The following is a 279-nucleotide window of genomic DNA, read 5'->3' on the forward strand; positions in this document are numbered from 1 at the left end:
CGAGCGCGACGATGTCATGGATCTCAGGCGACTGGTCTATTTCGTCGCGGTCGCCGAGGAATTGCATTTCGGCCGTGCCGCATCGCGGCTCGCGATCGCCCAGCCGCCGCTGAGCCGGCAGATCGCGCAGCTGGAAAGCGATCTCGGCGTCATCCTGATCGACCGGAGCCGCAGCCAGATCCGGCTGACCCAGGCCGGTAGCGTTCTGCTGGAACGTGCCCGCGACGTGCTGGAGCGGCTCGACCGCACCCACCGCGAGATCAAGCGGATCGGCGAAGG

General features: G+C 67.4%; 1 protein-coding gene. It reads left to right on the forward strand.

All coding sequences use genetic code 11. The features are described 5' to 3' along the window. Positions 1 to 279, forward strand: a 279-nt coding sequence (locus ACLI50_RS22645) for a LysR family transcriptional regulator (protein WP_411414688.1), incomplete at both ends; no start/stop codon positions are given.

The sequence above is a fragment of the Chryseobacterium cupriresistens genome, assembly GCF_046614675.1.
In the GTDB taxonomy this organism is placed as follows: domain Bacteria; phylum Bacteroidota; class Bacteroidia; order Flavobacteriales; family Weeksellaceae; genus Chryseobacterium; species Chryseobacterium cupriresistens.